This is a genomic window from Micromonospora zingiberis, assembly GCF_004331455.1.
In the GTDB taxonomy this organism is placed as follows: domain Bacteria; phylum Actinomycetota; class Actinomycetes; order Mycobacteriales; family Micromonosporaceae; genus Micromonospora; species Micromonospora zingiberis.
In genome coordinates, this window is sequence record NZ_SJJR01000001.1 from 574072 (window position 1) to 591291 (window position 17220).

At 69.0% G+C, this 17220-nt stretch carries 16 protein-coding genes and 1 riboswitch; of the genes, 7 read left to right on the forward strand and 9 right to left on the reverse strand.

Annotated features, from left to right (window positions below; translation table 11 throughout):
* Positions 1 to 20: 20 nt before the first annotated feature.
* The 7 genes from E0H26_RS02515 to E0H26_RS02545 form a co-directional block, all read right to left on the reverse strand.
* Positions 21 to 767 (reverse strand): SAM-dependent methyltransferase, encoded by a 747-nt coding sequence (locus E0H26_RS02515; protein WP_131300279.1) that lies wholly within the window; start codon positions 765 to 767, stop codon positions 21 to 23.
* A gap of 107 nt (positions 768 to 874) precedes the next feature.
* A complete protein-coding gene (locus E0H26_RS02520) occupies positions 875 to 1648 on the reverse strand; it encodes an urease accessory protein UreD (RefSeq protein WP_131300281.1) in 774 nt (257 codons plus the stop codon).
* A complete protein-coding gene (ureG, locus tag E0H26_RS02525) occupies positions 1648 to 2439 on the reverse strand; it encodes an urease accessory protein UreG (RefSeq protein WP_131300283.1) in 792 nt (263 codons plus the stop codon). The genes E0H26_RS02520 and ureG overlap by 1 nt, the downstream gene beginning before the upstream one ends.
* Positions 2429 to 3112 (reverse strand): urease accessory protein UreF, encoded by a 684-nt coding sequence (locus E0H26_RS02530; protein WP_131300285.1) that lies wholly within the window; start codon positions 3110 to 3112, stop codon positions 2429 to 2431. Before E0H26_RS02530 ends, ureG begins: the two co-directional genes overlap by 11 nt.
* Positions 3112 to 4815 (reverse strand): urease subunit alpha, encoded by a 1704-nt coding sequence (locus E0H26_RS02535; RefSeq protein ID WP_131300287.1) that lies wholly within the window; start codon positions 4813 to 4815, stop codon positions 3112 to 3114. The genes E0H26_RS02530 and E0H26_RS02535 overlap by 1 nt, the downstream gene beginning before the upstream one ends.
* Positions 4812 to 5135, reverse strand: coding sequence for an urease subunit beta (locus E0H26_RS02540; RefSeq protein ID WP_131300289.1), 324 nt, complete (start codon positions 5133 to 5135; stop codon positions 4812 to 4814). Before E0H26_RS02540 ends, E0H26_RS02535 begins: the two co-directional genes overlap by 4 nt.
* Positions 5132 to 5434: an urease subunit gamma gene (locus E0H26_RS02545; RefSeq protein ID WP_131300291.1), complete on the reverse strand. Its 303-nt coding sequence runs from the start codon at positions 5432 to 5434 to the stop codon at positions 5132 to 5134. Before E0H26_RS02545 ends, E0H26_RS02540 begins: the two co-directional genes overlap by 4 nt.
* A 294-nt stretch (positions 5435 to 5728) precedes the next feature.
* On the opposite strand from E0H26_RS02545, the gene E0H26_RS02550 reads away from it, so the two are divergent.
* From E0H26_RS02550 to E0H26_RS02580, 7 genes are all read left to right on the forward strand, one after another.
* Positions 5729 to 6106 (forward strand): PadR family transcriptional regulator, encoded by a 378-nt coding sequence (locus tag E0H26_RS02550; protein ID WP_131300293.1) that lies wholly within the window; start codon positions 5729 to 5731, stop codon positions 6104 to 6106.
* Positions 6107 to 6108: 2 nt separating this feature from the next.
* Positions 6109 to 6765, forward strand: a complete 657-nt coding sequence (locus tag E0H26_RS02555; RefSeq protein WP_131300295.1) for a hypothetical protein — start codon at positions 6109 to 6111, stop codon at positions 6763 to 6765.
* 55 nt (positions 6766 to 6820) lie between these two features.
* Positions 6821 to 6933: riboswitch (SAM riboswitch) on the forward strand.
* 275 nt (positions 6934 to 7208) lie between these two features.
* Positions 7209 to 8054, forward strand: a complete 846-nt coding sequence (locus E0H26_RS02560; protein ID WP_131300297.1) for an ABC transporter substrate-binding protein — start codon at positions 7209 to 7211, stop codon at positions 8052 to 8054.
* Between the two features lie 35 nt (positions 8055 to 8089).
* The gene (locus tag E0H26_RS02565) at positions 8090 to 8872 is read left to right on the forward strand and encodes an amino acid ABC transporter permease (RefSeq protein WP_131300299.1); all 783 of its coding nucleotides are present in this window, start codon (positions 8090 to 8092) and stop codon (positions 8870 to 8872) included.
* On the forward strand, positions 8869 to 9600 hold the full coding sequence (locus E0H26_RS02570; protein WP_131300301.1) for an amino acid ABC transporter ATP-binding protein: 732 nt from the start codon (positions 8869 to 8871) through the stop codon (positions 9598 to 9600). The genes E0H26_RS02565 and E0H26_RS02570 overlap by 4 nt, the downstream gene beginning before the upstream one ends.
* 169 nt (positions 9601 to 9769) lie before the next feature.
* Positions 9770 to 12832 carry a BPTD_3080 family restriction endonuclease gene (locus tag E0H26_RS02575; protein ID WP_131300303.1) on the forward strand — a complete coding sequence of 1021 codons (3063 nt, stop codon included), beginning with the start codon at positions 9770 to 9772 and terminating at the stop codon, positions 12830 to 12832.
* Positions 12832 to 15546, forward strand: a complete 2715-nt coding sequence (locus tag E0H26_RS02580; protein ID WP_131300305.1) for a site-specific DNA-methyltransferase — start codon at positions 12832 to 12834, stop codon at positions 15544 to 15546. Before E0H26_RS02575 ends, E0H26_RS02580 begins: the two co-directional genes overlap by 1 nt.
* Here the strand turns inward: E0H26_RS02580 and E0H26_RS02585 are convergent.
* Both E0H26_RS02585 and E0H26_RS02590 read right to left on the reverse strand, forming a co-directional pair.
* Entirely contained in the window at positions 15534 to 16688 is a 1155-nt protein-coding gene (locus E0H26_RS02585) for a caspase family protein (protein ID WP_131300307.1), read from the reverse strand. The two genes, E0H26_RS02580 and E0H26_RS02585, sit on opposite strands and share 13 nt — an antisense overlap.
* The gene (locus tag E0H26_RS02590; protein WP_131300309.1) at positions 16685 to 17047 is read right to left on the reverse strand and encodes an effector-associated constant component EACC1; all 363 of its coding nucleotides are present in this window, start codon (positions 17045 to 17047) and stop codon (positions 16685 to 16687) included. The genes E0H26_RS02585 and E0H26_RS02590 overlap by 4 nt, the downstream gene beginning before the upstream one ends.
* Positions 17048 to 17220 lie beyond the last annotated feature (173 nt).

The following is a 17220-nucleotide window of genomic DNA, read 5'->3' on the forward strand; positions in this document are numbered from 1 at the left end:
CCCGGTCGTCCGATGTGGATTCACCGCTGACTGAGAGCGAAGACGCCCCAGCCCAGGTACTCACGGCGATAACGGACATGGCGCAGCGGATCGTCGGTCAGCTCCTGCCGCAGTTCGTCGGCGAGCGGGTCGTCCGGGTTGTCGTCCAGCCAGCGACGCAGATTGAGCCAGTGCGCCGCCGCGTAACGGTCCCAACTGTCCTGGTCGGCCAGCACCATCTCGACCAGGTCCCAGCCCTGCTCACCGAAGAGGGCGACCAGGCCGGGCAGGCCCTGGAAATCGTCCCGGCTGGTGGCGTCGCAGCCCTCGACGGTCGCCTGGTCGGGCGGATCGATCCGCCAGTACGGCTCACCGATCAGTGCCAACCCGCCCGGACGCAACCACCGGGCGAGGATCTCCAGGGTGCCGGCGACGCCGTCGCCGATCCAGGCGGCCCCGACGCAGGCGGCCACGTCGACCGGCTCGTCAGGCACGTACGACGCGGCGTCGCCGTGCACGAACCGGACCTGTTCGGCCACGCCCAGCTCGGTCGCTCGCTGGCGGGCGGCGGCGGTGAAGGCGGTGCTGATGTCGACTCCGGTGCCGACCACACCGTGGTCGCGGGCCCAGGTACAGAGCAGCTCACCCTTGCCGCTGCACAGGTCGAGGATCGACGTACCCGGTGCGAGTTTCAGCGCCCGACCCAGCGTGGCCAGCTTGCCGGCGTCGAACGGGTTGAGGATGCGCAGGTCACCCTCGCGGATGACGAAACTTCGAGGCAGATCCATGAGATCGGCACGCTAGCCGCTTTTCCCTACGCGCCCAACCGGTTTACCCGCAACCCGTCGCGGCGTGGGCCGGGCCTGTCATCACCACTCGCCACTCGGCGGCGACCTCATCCGACTCGGACCCGCCCGTTCACCTCTCCCCCGGCCGAAGCGGCGCTGCTGTTCGCCCCGTCGAGGTACGTCCGCAGGGTGTGCGCGTCGGGGGCGGTGGCGGTCCACAGCGTCGCCGGCCCACCGGCCAGTGGCAGCCGGGCGACCGTGCCGCGTACGGCCGGCGGTTCGGCGGGCCGGGCCGGGTCGACCACCAGCAACGAGCCGGTGGCGGGTGCTCCCGAAAGCACCGCCGGACCGGCCCAGCCGGGCGCGTCCGGCCCGACGCTGAGCGATTGCCGCAGCAGCGGTCGGCCGGCCAGGTCGACCCAGGTGTTGATCTCGGCGTGGCCGGGCTGCTCGCCGTGCCGGCCGCAGATCAACTCGTCCCGCCAGTGCAGGGTGCCGCCCTCGGCGACGTCCACCTGGGCGTCGGCGACATGCGCGCAGCCGGCCGCCGCGACCAGTTGCTCCGGCAGCCAGTGCAGCACGGCATCTGCCGCGACGGACACCCGGACCAGCATCCTGGAGACCGCGCCGGGGCGGCCCGGCAGCGCGATGGACGCGGCGACGGTCTGCACGCGTACCACCGCGCCCGGGCCGACCTCGACGTCCAGACGCAACTCGTCGCCGGCGAGCGGACCGGCGGCACCGCCGACGACGTACACCGTGACGCCACCGCCCGTGGCCGCGACCTGGCGCAGGAGCAGCGGGCTCTCGCCACGCAGCTCGGCCAGGGCGGTGCGGCCGTGCCGGTCGGCGCGGGCCACCAGCCGGGCGGTGGCCCGCATCAGACCTGCCCGGCGGAGGCCGCGACGACCGGCGTCGGTCGTCCCATCTCGCCCGACGCGGATCGGTCCACATCGCCCGGTCCGGTGCTGGCCGCCGTCACGCGATGGTGGGCGAGTTCGTGGCGGATCCACTCGGCGACCCGGGTGGCGAGGGGGTCCTCGGTGATGGACTGGAACACCGTGGGCAGGCTGCCGCGCCGGGCCCGGGCGTCGCGGTCCATCACCGCGAGGTCCGCGCCGACCATCGGCGCCAGGTCGGTCTTGTTGACGACCAGCAGGTCGGCCGCGGTGACCCCCGGCCCGCCCTTGCGCGGCACCTTGTCCCCGCCGGCCACGTCCACCACGAAGATCTGCCGGTCGACCAGGCCCCGGCTGAAGGTGGCGGTCAGGTTGTCGCCGCCGCTCTCCACCAACACCAGGTCCAGCGGACCGAGCGCCTCGGCCAGTTCGTCGACCGCGTCGAGGTTGGCGCCGATGTCGTCGCGGATGGCGGTGTGCGGGCAGCACCCGGTCTCCACGGCGCGGATCCGGGCCGGATCGAGCACCCCGGCCCGCTTGAGGAAGTCGGCGTCCTCGGTGGTGTAGATGTCGTTGGTCACCACCCCGAGGCGCAGTTCGTCGGCGAACGCCCGGCAGAGCGCGGCGACCAGGGCGGTCTTGCCCGAGCCGACCGGCCCGCCGATGCCGACGCGCAGCGCCCGGACGGCCGGCGGCAGCGGGGCGTGCGGGTCGACCCCCGGCTCGGGGTGGGTGTGGGGAACGGACTCATCGTGGTCGATTTCAGGACGCAAAGAGACGCACCTCCCAGGTGGCGTGAGCTTCGGCATGGATGTCGGCGAGGGGCGCGGCGGCGGCGGGCAGCCGCTGCGGTGGTTGTTCGGCGGCCCGCGCCGCCCGCGCGGCGGTGGCGTCGCAGGCACCGGCGAGCCGGACCAGCAGGGCCTGCACCTGGTACGGGTCGAGGCCGAGCAGGCGTACGGCGGCACTGGCCGAACCGGTCACCGTCGAGTGGGCGGCGACCGTGGCGACCTGCGCCGGGTCGAGACCGGCGGCGGCACCGACCAGCCCGAGGGCGAGCGGCTGGTGTGGGCCGCCCGGCGTGGCGGGCAGGTCGTCGAAGGCGGCCGTGGGCCAGATCTCGCGGCCGGCCCGCAGCAGTGCCCGGCCCTGCCGGCGGGACACCGTCCGCTGGGCCGGCGAGGCGGTACGCGCGTCCAGTTCGGCGTCGAGCCGGACCAGGGTGGCGGGCCGCCGGGCCGACCAGGCCGCCCGGCGGGCCGCCGCCGCGAACGCCGCCGCGACCAGCCCGGCGGTGGCCAGCCGGCCGCGCAGGTACTCCCCCAGCGTGGCCAGGTCGGTGACCCGCCCCGCCGCGACGGCCGCCTCCAGACCGGCCGAGTGGGCGTGCGCCCCGGCCGGGAACCGCCCGTCGGCGAGCAGCAGCAACATCGTCGGTGCGGTCATCAGAACAGGAAGTACCGCTGGGCCATGGGCAGTTCGGTCACCGGATCGGGTTCGACCACCGCGCCGTCGATCCGGACGGTGAAGGTGTCCGGATCGACCTCGATGCGCGGCAGCGCGTTGTTCTCCGGCAGGTCGGCCTTGCCGCGCGACCGTACGTCGGCCACCGGCACCACCCGGCGCCGCACGTCCAGCCGCAGCCCCGCGTCGAGCGCGGCGGGTGCCACGAACGCCAGGCTGGTGGCGGCGGCCGCGCCGCCGTACGCACCGAACATCGGCCGGGGCAGCATCGGCTGCGGCGTCGGGATCGAGGCGTTCGCGTCACCCATCTGGGCGTACGCGATGAACCCGCCCTTGATCACCAGGTGTGGTCGGACGCCGAAGAACGCCGGCTCCCAGAGCACCAGGTCGGCGAGCTTGCCCGGCTCCACCGAGCCGATCTCGTGGTCGAGCCCGTTGGCCATGGCCGCGCAGATGGTGTACTTCGCCACGTACCGCCGGGCCCGGTGGTTGTCGGCGGCACCGTCACCCGGCAACGCCCCCACCCGCGCCTTCATCACGTGCGCGCTCTGCCAGGTCCGCAGCACGACCTCGCCGACCCGGCCCATCGCCTGCGCGTCCGATCCGATGATGGAGATCGCGCCCAGGTCGTGCAGCAGGTCCTCGGCGGCCATCGTGGACGGTCGGATCCGGCTCTCCGCGAACGCCAGGTCCTCCGGCACGGCCGGGTTCAGGTGGTGGCAGACCATCAGCATGTCGAGGTGCTCGGCCAGGGTGTTGCGGGTGTACGGGCGGGTCGGGTTGGTCGACGACGGGAGCACGTTCGGCTCACCGGCGACGGTGATGATGTCCGGCGCGTGCCCGCCCCCGGCCCCCTCGGTGTGGTACGAGTGGATCGCCCGCCCGCCGATCGCCCGCAGCGTGTCGGCGACGAACCCGGCCTCGTTGAGGGTGTCGGTGTGGATCGACACCTGCACGCCGGAGGCGTCCGCGACCCGCAGGCAGGCGTCGATCGCGGCCGGCGTGGTGCCCCAGTCCTCGTGCAGCTTGAACCCGCCGGCACCGGCCCGCAGCTGCTCCCAGAGCGCCTCCGCCGAGACCGTGTTGCCCTTGCCGAGCAGCAGCACGTTGACCGGGAACGCGTCGAGGGCCTCGTGCATCCGGGCCAGGTGCCAGGCGTTCGGGGTGACCGTGGTGGCCCGGGTGCCCTCGGCCGGCCCGGTACCGCCACCGACCAGGGTGGTCACCCCGCCCGCGAGGGCCTCGGTGACGATCTGCGGGCAGATGAGGTGCACGTGGGTGTCGACCGCACCGGCGGTGAGGATCCGGCCGTTGCCGGCGATCACCTCGGTCGCCGGGCCGATCACCAGGTCCGGGTGCACACCGTCCATGGTGTCCGGATTGCCGGCCCGCCCGAGGGCGACGATCCGGCCGTCCCGCAGCCCCACGTCGGCCTTGACCACGCCCCAGTGGTCGAGGACCACCGCGCCGGTGATGACGGTGTCCAGGGCGCCCTCGGCCCGGGTGGCCCGGGACTGGCCCATCGACTCGCGGATCACCTTGCCGCCGCCGAAGACCGCCTCGTCGCCGCCGGCACAGTGGTCGTGCTCCACCTCGATCAGCAGGTTCGTGTCGGCCAGCCGGATCCGGTCACCGGTGGTCGGCCCGTACAGCGCGACATAGCGGTTCCGTTCCACGATGCTCATGCGTCCCGCCTCCCGTCCAGTGCGCCAGCGCACTCACCGCGCAGGCCGGGCACGACCCGGGCGCCGCCCAACGGCACCAGGTCGACGGTGCGGCTCACCCCCGGTTCGAAGCGCACCGACGTGCCGGCCGGTACGGCCAGCCGCTGCCCCCAGGCGATGTCCCGGTCGAAGTCCAGGGCCGGATTGGCCTCGGCGAAGTGGTAGTGCGAGCCGACCTGCACCGGCCGGTCCCCGGTGTTGACCACCAGCAGCGTGGTCACCGGCCGGCCCGCGTTGATCTCCACCGGTCCGGTGGCCGGCAGGATCTCCCCGGGGATCACGGGATCGGGTGGTGCACCGTCACCAGTTTGGTGCCGTCCGGGAACGTCGCCTCCACCTGCACCTCCCCCAGCAGCTCGGGGATGCCGTCCTGGACGTCGTCCCGGCTCAGGACGGTGCGGCCGGCGGACATCAGGTCGACCACGGACCGGCCGTCGCGGGCCCCTTCGAGCAGGAAGGCGGTGATCACCGCGACGGCTTCCGGATAGTTGAGACGCAGGCCGCGTTCGCGGCGGCGCCGGGCGACGTCGGCCGCCACGTGGACGAGCAGACGGTCCTGCTCGTGGGGGGTGAGGTACACGGGGTGCTCCCGGTGGGTGTCCGCGCTCCCGTACGCCACAGGCACCGGCGCCTCGACGCGCCGCCCGCAGGTCGGGGTTCGCCCGCCGGTTCGTCCGCCACACGCTCGCTGGTGCGGGATTCCACCATCCCGGCCCGGCGTCGCGGAGCACCGGCGGTGTCTTCTCGGATGCGGACCGCACCGCCCACCGCTGAGCAGACCGTAAGGGATCACGCGGGCCGTCGGCAACCATGCGGCGCGGGAATCCGATGACCGGTATATCGCCACACCGAATAGTGGGCTATTATGTGTCGCATGGTAGTGGCAGGAAGCCAGCCGACCGACGACAACGACCGCCACACACAGCTCCTGCGCGGCGCGCTGGACATGTGCCTGCTGGCACTGCTGGCCCGCGAACCGGCCCACGGCTACGAGCTGGTACGCCGGATGGAGACGGCCGGCTTCGGCCCGATCAGCTACGGCACCATCTACCCGCTGCTGACCCGGATGCGTCGCCTCGGCCTCGTCGCCGACGAACAGCAGGCCAGTCCGACCGGCCCGCCCCGCAAGGTCTACGCACTCACCGGATCCGGCCGGGTCCACCTCGACGCATGGCAGCAGCAGTGGAGCCGGTTCGCCGACACCGTCAACGCCATCATCGTCCCGTCCGACCCCACCTCGCCCAGGAGTTGACCATGGACACCCTCGACAGCGTCCTGACCGAGGCCGACCGGGCGTGGCGCGCCTACGGGGTCGGTTCGGCCGACCGGCAGGCGCTCGCCGCCGACCTACGCCTCGACCTGGCGGCAGCGGCCGCCGACGGCGGCGACCCGGCGCAGTTGATCGGCGGCGACGTCGCCGGATTCGCCCGGCGGCTCGCCGACGAGGCCGGCGTCCGGCGGGTACGCCGCGACTACGGCCGGCTGTTACGGACCGCGCTCACCGGTGCGGTGCTCGGCAGCCTGCTCGGCTACGCCCTGCTGAACGCGCTGTATCCACTCTTCGTCCGCATGATCGACATTCCGCGCTCGGTCGACGTGCCGATCCTGGTCGGGGTCGGCGTCTACTACGGGCTGCCGGCCGCCGTCGTGGTGGCCGCCGCGGTCGTCGCGGTACGGCTGCGGCTGCGCGACCTGCCCCAGATCCGGCGCACCGCCTGGATGATGACGCTGCTGTTGCCGGCGGCCGGCATCGTCGTCACCCCGATCACCATCGGGTTCGCCTGGTCCACCGACTACAGCACCGCACCGGAGGTGGTCGCCGTCGAAGTCGCCATGGTCATCGCGGCGCTCGCCGGCGCCACGATCCTGGCCCGGCGCCTGGCCCTGCACCGCCGCCCGGCGCGGGCGTGAGGGTGGTCATAACGGGTGGACGCTGCCCCGTCACCGGCTGCTAGCCTCGGCAACAGGTCATGAGCGCCAGCGTCAAGCCCCGGCTCGCTGGCCGGCAACCCTCGTCCGCGCAGGGGTGCCCCGGGTGAGGACCAGGCATCGGAGCGACCTCCGGTGCAAGCGTGGCCTGGTGTCCCAGGTCATCACGACCTTGAGGAGACCCATGTCGTACCGCAGTCGACCCGCTCCCGTCGCGGCCCGCCCGGGCCTGACCCGGCGCCGGCACGTCGACATGATGCGGGTCTGCAGCGCCGCGTGTAGCTGACCGCGTCGCCGCCGGTCACCGACCCGAGTTGGTCGGTCGACCGCCACGTCCGTACGTCCACCCATCCCAGCGGTCCGTCGCGCGGCGGACCGTCGGTGTGGCACGTCCGTGCCCGCCGCCGCTCAACCAGGAGACACCTGTGCGCATCCTTCCTGCCCTGACCCGGGCCGCCGCCGTCGGCGTCGCCGCCATCCTCGGTGCCGCCACCCTCACCGCCTGCGGCTCGGACTCCGCCGGCACCGCCGACAACCCGTACGACCTGCTCCAGCCGGGGGTGTTGCGGGCCGGCACGCTCACCGACGCGCCGCCGAACGTGTACCTCAAGGACGGCAAGTTCACCGGCTTCGACAACGACCTGCTGGTCGCCGCCGCCGACAAGCTCGGCCTGAAGGTGGAGTTCGTCGGCACCGACTTCTCGGCACTGTTGTCGCAGGTCAACACCCGCAAGTTCGACATCGGCAGCTCCTCGATCACCATCACCGAGGCGCGCAAGAAGACCGTGGACTTCGGCAACGGCTACGACTTCGGCTACTTCGGTCTGGACGTGCCGGCCGGCTCGGCGCTGACCAGCTTCGACGAACTGCCGGGCAAGCGCGTCGTGGTGGTGCAGGGCACCGTGCAGGACGACTACGCCACCAACAAGGGCCTCGACCCGGTGCGGGTGCCGGACTACAACGGCGCGATCAACCAACTCAAGGCCGGCACGGCGGACGCCTGGATCGCCCCGGCCGAGATCGGTGAGAAGACCGCCGCCGACAGCGGCGGCAAGATCAAGGTGGCGGCGAAGGAACTCAGCCCGGCCCCGACCGCGTACGCCTTCGCCAAGGGCAACGACGCGCTACGCGAGGCGCTGAACAAGGCCCTGGACGAGGTGATCGCCGACGGCACCTGGACCCGGTTGCAGGAGCAGTACTACCCGGGCCGGCCCATTCCGGCCGACTTCACCCCGGGCAGCGGCGACGTGTCGGCGCCGGCCGCCTCCTGAGGTAGGACGACGAGCGAGTAGGGCGGAGGTCGACCGTGGATCCGTTGCGCACCCTGTGGGAGACGTTCTTCGACTGGGAGTCGATGCGCGAGGCGCTACCCGAAATGATCACCGTCGGGTTGCCGAACACGCTGATCCTGGCGGTCACCGCCGCCCTGCTCGGCTCGGCGCTGGGCATCGTGCTGGCGGTCGCGGGCATCTCGCGTACCCGCTGGTTGCGGTGGCCGGCGCGGGTCTACACCGACGTGTTCCGCGGCCTGCCGGCGGCGGCCACGATCCTGCTGATCGGGGTCGGGCTGGCCCCGCTGGGCATGCAGGTGTGGGGACCCAACCCGTACCCGCTGGGCATCCTGGCGCTGTCGCTGATCGCGGCCGCGTACATCGGTGAGATCTTCCGTTCCGGCATCCAGTCGGTGGAGGCCACCCAGTTGGAGGCGGCCCGCGCGCTCGGGCTCTCCTGGGGTGAGGCGATGCGGATGGTGGTCATCCCGCAGGGCATCCGGCGGATCCTGCCGGCCTGGGTGAACCAGCTGATCGCCCTGATCAAGGACTCCAGCCTGGTCTACTTCCTCGGCCTGCTGGCCAGCCAGCGGGAACTGTTCCGGATCGGGCAGGACTACGCGGCCAACACCGGCAACCAGTCGGCGTTGCTGCTGGCCGGACTCTTCTACCTGGCGCTGACGGTGCCGCTGACGCACGTCGTCAACTGGATCGACCGCCGGCTACGGCACGGCCGACCGGCCACCGCAGCGGCCGGCGACGACCCCGACGACCTGGACCTGGCGCTGCCCGGCGCCGCCGGAGGGAACCAACGATGAGCAGCTCGGTCAGCCTGAGCCTGCGCGACGTGCACCTGGCCTTCGGGCGCCACCAGGTGCTGCGCGGGGTGGATCTGGACGTCGCCCGAGGCGCCACCGCCTGCGTGATCGGCCCCTCCGGCTCGGGCAAGTCCACTCTGCTGCGGACCGTCAACCGGCTACTCGAACCGGATCGCGGCGACGTGCTGCTGGACGGGCGCAGCGTACTGCGCGACGACCCGGACGCCCTACGCCAGCGAATCGGCATGGTGTTCCAGCAGTTCAACCTGTTTCCCCACATGAGCGTGCTGCGCAACATCACCCTGGCCCTGCGCCGGATCCGCAAACTCGGCGAGGACGAGGCCGTGGCGGTGGCCCGCGAACACCTGGACCGGGTCGGGCTGGTGGCGAAGGCCGACGCCCGCCCGGCCCACCTCTCCGGCGGGCAGCAGCAACGCGTCGCCATCGCCCGCGCGCTGGCCATGCAGCCGCAGGTGATGCTCTTCGACGAAGCGACCTCGGCGCTGGACCCGGAACTGGTCAAGGGCGTACTGGCACTGATGGCGGACCTGTCGACGCAGGGCATGACCATGGTGGTGGTGACCCACGAGATGGGCTTCGCCCGCGAGGTCGCCGACACAGTCGCCTTCATGGATGCCGGCGTGGTCCTCGAAGCCGGCGAACCGACCGCGATCTTCGAGTCGGCCGCGCACCCCCGCCTCCGCCGCTTCCTCTCCCAGGTGCTCTGAGGCGAACGCCAGCGCATCCAACATCACCCTCCGGTGCAGGAGTATGCGCATCGCGTTCTGCGGCGACCGCCGTTGGGCCGCCACAACAGGCTCCTCAGCCTCGATTTCTAACGGCCGGTATAGGCTGTCGCTCGAATCTGCAACATCCAACTCAACCGGGAGGTCAGCGTTGAGCGACCGGGTCATCGACAACCCGATCATCAACTCGCCGTACGGCCGCCCCACCCGCCACTTCGCCTTCGACCGGGACGGCATCACCGACCGGATCGAGGAGCAGCGGCGACCGTCGAGCTTCTTCATCCCGGTGCCACAACCTCGCAAGCGGGGGCAGCAGCTTGAGTTGCAGGTCTTCACCGAAGATGACATCAAGCCCAACAAGCAGGTCAATGATGTCCGAGAGCGCGTCGACGCGTGGCGGGAGGCAGGCTGGCCCAACGTCACTCCGGTGACCCGCCGCCTGTTGGAGTACTGGAGCGATCCGGAGCGGGACAACAAGATCCTGTTCTGCCAGCGTGAGGCGGTCGAGACGGCCATCTTCCTTGCCGAGGGCGCGACAAAGTGGCAGGGAAGCTGGATCAACAACGATCTGGACGCGCACAACGCCGAGCACAACAACGGACTCCCCCGCGCGGCTCTCAAGATGGCGACCGGTACCGGCAAGACGGTGGTGATGGCCATGTTGATCGCCTGGCACACCATCAACAAAGTCCATGCCCGATACGACAAGACGTTCGCCAAGCGGTTCCTGGTGGTGACCCCCGGGCTCACCATCCGCGACCGGCTCAGAGTTCTGCTGCCGGAGGATCCGGGCAACTACTACCGCGAGCGTGATCTGGTGCCGGCCGAGTTCGTCGACGACCTCGGTCAGGCAAAGATCGTCATCACCAACTTCCATGCCTTCCAACTCCGCGAAACCCGCTTCGGCCGCAACGCGACCGGAAACACCAAGGCCCTGGTAGCGCCCGGCCGACCCGACCCGTTTCGGGAAACCCCGGCCCAGATGGTCAGCCGGGTGCTACGCGAACTCGGCGGATCGTCGGAGATCGTCGTCTTCAACGACGAGGCACACCACTGCTACCGGGGACGTGCCGGCGAGCCGGAGCCGGACGCCGACACCGTCGAGAATCTGCGCGGCGACGAGCGCAAAGAGGCCGCCGACCGGGCCGAGGACGCCAAAATATGGTTCAGCGGCCTGGAAGCGGTCCGCGCCAAGGTCGGCATCAAAAGGGTGTACGACCTATCTGCAACCCCCTTCTTCCTGGCCGGATCCGGCTACCGGGAGGGCACGCTCTTTCCCTGGGTGGTCAGCGACTTCTCGCTGATCGACGCCATCGAGGCCGGCATCGTCAAGATTCCCCGGGTGCCGGTCGACGACGACCGGGTCGCCAACCGCGTGACCTACCTGAACCTCTGGCAGGAGATCCGCGACGCCCTGCCCAAGGGTGGACGCCGGTCCAACCAGGACTTCACTCCAGCGGATCTGCCTGGCGCGTTGACCGCCGCCCTGCACAGTCTCTACGGCTCCTACGTCTCGGCGTTCGAGGCATGGGAAAAGTCGGAGGCTGCCGCCCACGGACAACCGCCACCCGTGTTCATCGTCGTCTGCAGCAACACGACGATCTCGAAGGCCGTCTACGAGTGGATCGGCGGCTACGACCGTGAACAGGCCGGTCATCTGCTGCCGACCGCCGGACAGCTACCCCTGTTCAGCAACGTGGCGGACGGGCAGTGGCTGCACCGGCAGCGCACGATCCTCGTCGACGCTGCGGAGTTCGAGTCCGGCAGCCTGTCACCGGAATTCCGCCGCACCGCAGCACGAGAGATCGCGGAGTTCAAACAGGAGTACGCCGAGCGTTTCCCTGGCCGGAGCGCCGACGACATCGGCGACGCGGAGCTGATGCGTGAGGTGATGAACACCGTCGGTAAACCGGGGAAGCTCGGTGAGCCGGTACGGTGTGTCGTCAGCGTCTCCATGCTGACGGAGGGCTGGGACGCCAACACGGTCACCCACATCCTCGGGGTACGGGCCTTCGGCACCCAGTTGCTGTGTGAGCAGGTGGTCGGCCGGGGCCTGCGGCGACGCTCGTACGTCGCCGACGAGAACGGCATGTTCACTCCCGAGTACGCGGATGTCTACGGTGTTCCGTTCCAGTTCATCCCGACGGTGGCGGTGAGCCGGGAGCTGCCGATGAAGCCGGTCCGCAACGTGCGGGCCGAGCCGGACCGCGACGCGGCAAAGCTGGAGATCACCTTTCCGCGGGTGGTCGGATACCACCTGGAGATACCCGACGTGCCGCTGGTCGGCGACTTCAGGGATCAAGACCTGAAGATGATCCTGTCTCGACAGGACCTCCCGACGAAGACCATGGTGGCGGGACAGGTCGGCGAGGAGGACGTGCACGGCCTCGAACGGTTAAAGCGCCTCCGTGGACAGTTCGTGGCCTACCGGTTGGCCAGTGAGGTACTCAAGCGCAAGTTGCTCACCGGGGACGGTGACCTCCGGCCGTGGTACTTCCCGCAGGTGCTTCAGATCGCTCAACAGTGGCTCCGTCGCTGCGTCGAACTCCGAGATGACCAGGCGGTCGGGCTGATCCTGCTTCGGGAGGCCGAGGCGGTGGAGAAGGTCTCGCAGTCGATCACCTGGCAGGGTGGCCGGCGGGAACGCTGGGTGCTACCGGTGCTGCGGACGACGGACCCGGTCGGCACCACGTCGAGCGTCGATTTCCGGACGACCAGGGAGGTCTGGCCGACGGACCCGCGACGGTGCCAGGTCAACCTCGTGACCCTCGATGGTAAGGACGGCAACGCTTGGGAGCGGGCCGTCGCCCAGGCGATCGAGTCGCTGCCGGAGGACCAAGTCGGCGCGTACGTCCGCAACGACCACCTCGACTTCTTCATCCCGTACGAACACGCCGGGCGGAGCCGGAAGTTCTACCCGGACTTCCTGGTCAGGTTGGCCGATACCGGCGACGAGATCACCCGCACCCTGATCGTGGAGGTGTCGGGCGGTCGCAAGTCACAGTCCGAGGCTTCGCAGAAGTCCTGGGCCGCCCGCAATCTCTGGGTGCAGGCGGTCAACAACAGCGGCCGGTTCGGACGCTGGAGCTTCTGCGAACTTCGTGACCCGACCACCGCCAAACGCGACCTTCGACCTGCCATCGATGCGCTGTTCGCCCTGCAAGGCGCGGCGGCGCTCACCGATGCCGTACCCGCCGAGGAGGAGCTGGTCTGATGCCCCCGAGGAGCCGCAAGACCGCCGTCAGCCCTGTGCCGGTGCAGGCGATCGCGCACCCGACGGACCGGCGGGTGCACCTGCCGACGCCGGACGGCCAGGAGTTCGTCTCGGCCGACGCCGCCCGGATCGAGCAGGTCAAGAAGGAACGCGATCCGAGCCTGGACCCGCAGCTCGTCTGGATCGGTAAAAAGGAACAGGACGCCGAAGACCTGGTGGTCGAGGCCCCACCGATCTACATCCAGGAGAAGATCGCCCCGCGCACCCTGGTCGAGGAGTTGCGCAGGGCCAGCGAGAAGGCCCGCCCTCGGGAGAACGAGCAGCTCGGCCTCTTCGCCGACGACTACGCCGACTTCGACGGGCTGGACAACTGGCAGTCGGTCGAGTACTACCAGCACCAGGCCAACTGGTCCAACCGGATGATCCTCGGCGACTCGCTGCGCGTCATGGCATCGCTCGCAGAGAAGGAACGCCTGCGCGGCAAGGTCCAGATGATCTACATCGACCCGCCGTACGGCATCAAGTTCGGCTCCAACTGGCAGATGTCGGCCCGCAAGCGGGACGTCAAGGACGGCAATCTCGCCGACGTCACCCGCGAGGTCGAGCAGATCAAGGCGTTCCGGGACACGTGGGAGCTGGGCATCAACTCCTACCTGGCCTACCTACGCGACCGGCTGATCATCGCCCGCGACCTGCTCACCGAGTCCGGCAGCGTCTTCGTCCAGATCGGCGACGAAAACGTCCACCTAGTCCGCTGCCTCCTCGACGAAGTCTTCGGCCCCGACAATTTCATATCACTGATCACGTACAAGAAGACCACTAGCTCAACCGGCGACTATCTGGGTGGAGTGAACGACTACATCCTCTGGTATTGCTTGGACCGCAGCAGAGTCAAGTATCGCCATCTATTCAAAACTCGCGAGTACGGCGGCCAAGGCTCAGGCCAATATAGTTGGATAGAAACACCCGATGGCGTCCGGATGCAGGCGGACCAGGATGCCCTCCTTGGGAGAAAGCCTGGACGCCTGTTCAGGCGGGATCAGCTCACTAGCCAGAGCGCTGGGCGAGCCAAAGGGGAAGGTGCGTCATCGTGGTTCGAAGTACAAGCAGATGGACGCACTTTTACTCCCGGCATGCAGGCACGTTGGAAGACGAATGAGACTGGCATGGCACGCCTCAAGAGCGCCAGCCGCCTCATGCCCGTCGGCAATACGCTAACTTACGTCCGATATTTCGACGATTTCGCAGCGTTCCCGTTTAGCAACCTTTGGGATGACACAGTTACATCTGGTTTCGGCGACCCTAAAGTTTACGTTGTTCAGACCAACACCAAAGTCGTCGAACGGTGCATGTTGATGTGCACCGATCCGGGGGACCTGGTGTTGGACCCGACCTGCGGATCGGGGACCACCGCGTACGTGGCTGAGCAGTGGGGGCGACGGTGGATCACCATCGACACCTCGCGGGTGGCGATCACGCTCGCCCGACAGCGGCTGGTGGGCGCAAAGTATCCCGCCTACCTGCTCGCTGACTCTGTTGAGGGCCGGGCCAAGGAACGGGAACTGTCCGGCAGCGAGTCGCCGCCCACTGTGCCGGGTAATGACATCCGCAAGGGCTTTGTCTACGAGCGCGTCCCGCACGTGACGCTGAAGTCCATCGCCAACAACCCGGACATCAAGGAGGGCATGAGCCGCAAGGAGATCGACGCGGCGATCGCCCGGCACGCCGAGACCGAATTGCTCTACGACCGGCCCTACGAAGACAAGAAGCGCATCCGCGTGGCTGGCAAGTTCACCGTGGAGAGCCTGTCGCCACACCGGTCGGCCAACTTCTCGATCACCGAGGAGCAAGCCACCGGGACCGATGTCAACGCCTACGTCAAGACCATCCTGGACAACCTCACCAAGGCAGGGGTGCAGAACGGCTGGCGTAACGAGCGGCTGGAGTTCGCTTCGCTGAATCCGTACCCCGGCAAGTTCGTCCACGCGGAGGCCGCGCGACGCAACGACGACGAGGGCACCTCAGCGCGGATCGCGGTGAGCGTCGGCCCGCAGTACGGCACGGTGGACGCCGACTTCGTCAAGGACGCAGCCCGGGAGGCACTCAAGGGCGTCGGTTTCGACCTGCTGCTGGTGTGCGCGTTCGGCTTCGACGGTCGTGCGAGCGAGGCGGCTGGCAAGTTCGCTCCGGAGGGCAACGACTTCGCGACCGTGGCGGAGCAGCGGCAGCTCGGACGGCTTCCCATTCTGCTCGTCCGGATGAACGCGGACCTGGCCATGGGCGACACCCTGCTCAAGAAGACCGGAACAGCCAATCTCTTCACGGTCTTCGGCGAGCCGGACATCGCCATCGACCCGGCACCGGAGGGGCTCATTGTCGAGATCCGCGGTGTCGACGTCTACAACCCCACCACCGGCGAGCTGCGGCCGGACAACGGCGTCGACGACATCGCCCTGTGGATGATCGACACCGACTACAACGAGGAAGAGTTCTTCGTCCGGCACATCTACTTCGCCGGCAGCGAAGGCAAGCCGGACGGGCTGGACCCGTACTCCCGGCTGCGCAAGGCGCTACGCGCGCAGATCGACGAGTCTGCCTGGTCCAGCCTCTACGGCCACCGCTCTCGGCCGTTCTCCCGTCCCGGGTCAGGGAAGATCGCGGTGAAGGTGGTCAACCACTACGGCGACGAGGTGGTCAAGGTCTACGAAGTCTGAGCAGGCGAGTAGCCGTACTCCGCCAACCGGTTCCGGGCAATGTCCAGTTCCTCCTCGGTGAACAGTCCGGTGAATCGGTCTTGCAGCACCACCGCCTCAACTGCAAGGTCAAGCCTGCCCTTCTCCCACAAAGTGGTGAAACCGCTGGAAACCGAGCTTGCCCTGATCAAGCGGCGGGCCGCCTCAAGCCCGCCTATCTGCTGCACCATTTGCAGGAAGTAGGCCGCGTTGTAGTTCAACTCCTTCTTGGCCCTCCGGTAACCGTCCAGCATGGCTGCGTGGAACTCGGCAGCCACTTTCGGATCCTGCTCGTTCGCAGCACGTCCACCAACCGTGGCGGTGCTTCGACGCGGTTCCGCGACCGGACGCGACTTGACGGCGGGTAGGGTCGCGGGCCGATAGGCAGGGTTGCAGGTAAGTGCGATGTGGTCGGCCAGACCTGTGCCGAGATGCTGTGGGCGAGGCAGACCGCTCGCAAGCAGCGCCCGGGTCAGCGTCGGATAGATATCGCCGAGTGTAAGTAGCGGCCCAGCACCGGGGATGCCCTGCCGCAACGCTGTCAGCAACTCACCGCTGAATGCGGTGAAGCGTGCGCCGATCGGCGCGACAGCGGCTTCATAGGCAGGCGCCGACGCCAGCGTGTAGGTGCCCCGGATATCGAGTGTGCCGCGCACGATGGAGGCGGCGTCCGACATTGCTTCCGCAGCCCGACCCGAGAAGCAGCAATCGAGGATCAGCACCCGGTTCCGGGCGGGACTCTCGGCCAGCGCGGATCGGAACCAGTCCAGCGGGACCCCTGAGTAGCGGACGCGTCGTGGATCCGGATTCGTGTCATCAACAGCCAGGAACAGGTCTCCACGCTGGCTCAGCACCCCGTGGCCAGCGTAGTACAACACGAGCGTATCGAGCGCCTCGTCGGCCACGGCATGGATGGCGTCACCCACCTGCTGCGTCGCCGGATCCGTCAGAACTCGACACCCCGCCTCGTCAAAACCCCCGAACTTTGGATCGGTGAGCAGGCCAGACAGCGCCTGCACGTTGTTGATCACCGCAGGCAGGTCGAATAAGCCCGGGTAGCTGAACTTTGATGCGCCGATGAGTAGCGCCCGCGAGGAGTGTCGCTCTGGCAGTCGGGCGGTCATGGCACCGTCCGACCGGGAGCCAGCAGGGCGTACATATCTTTGACGGATTTCGCGTTGGTGGCCTCGACCTCCACCTTCCGGATGGTCTCGCCCGTATCGCTCTCGACGAACTCGACGCTGATGCGTGCCCTTCGCGTCCCCAACCAGGTCGACAGGGCACCGGCGAGCACAGCGCCCAAGCCACCACTGCCGAGCGCTACCGAAAGGGTCTCCATCGCGCTGCCCATATCCTCTGGACCTGGTTGGCGGGGCACCATCCTGACCCTGCCATGGAGGTCATCGGTGCGTTGAAGCCAATCGACCAGGGAATACAAGTCGCTGGGATTCCCATCAAGAAGTGACACGTTGATCAGCGCCATAGCGCCATTATTCATTAGGGAGGAACCGGAACTCGCCCAACACCCCACAGGCGTGGTCTTCTACGCTCTGGCCTAGGCAGGCACCTGGGCTCAGGTCATCACGACCAGCCAGAGCGCCGAACTCTTCGTTCTGCCGAGACGTCAACTACCTCGTGACCGGAAAACGAGAGGAG